At 43.2% G+C, this 590-nt stretch carries 1 pseudogene; it reads right to left on the bottom strand.

Going from position 1 to position 590, the window contains the following annotated elements:
- Positions 1-195: 195 nt before the first annotated feature.
- Positions 196-590, bottom strand: a pseudogene (locus A3729_RS32100) (peptidoglycan-binding protein); the annotation flags it as partial.

Below are 590 nucleotides of genomic sequence, written 5' to 3'. Positions count from 1 at the left end.
GTTGTGCGATGTATTCGCAACTTGAAGAAATAGCCATACGATCATCCTTAATCGATTTATTAGCAGAATGCCCTATTCCGGGCCTAGGTATACTTTGCCAAGCAATCGCCCAACAAAAAAGGCAGCTTAATCCTTAAGCTGCCTTCAGTTTACTTTAATCTTTACAGCCTCGCTAATTCAAGGCTCAGGTTCAAATCAAGGCGTACGAACCTCGTCCATCACAGCAAGTGGGCGTGTTGCTTTCAAAACCAAGCCGTAGCTCAATTTCTCAAAGACTCTAAACACCATTAACAAACCTGCACGCTGTGAAGGTAACTCAATCTTTTCTTTGGTGTAAGGATCACGAACCAAGCCGCCTCTCTTGTATACTGCGAGTACATTACCTTCCTTAATACCATCACGCTCGCCGCGGTTGATAACAACAACATTATACTGACCAATATTACCAACACCTGAAGCCACAGAAATCATCTTGCCTCGAATATCATGCTCTGGCTTACTTGGCACAAAATTAGAGTTAATCATTCTATCTTCAGTCGGCAACAAGCGGTCACCTTGGCGCAATTCTTCACTGCTACGAAGAATATTCA

This window comes from Oleiphilus sp. HI0043 (genome assembly GCF_001634935.1).
Note: the sequence above shows the minus strand (reverse complement) of the source record. Positions and strands in the feature narration are given on the sequence as shown.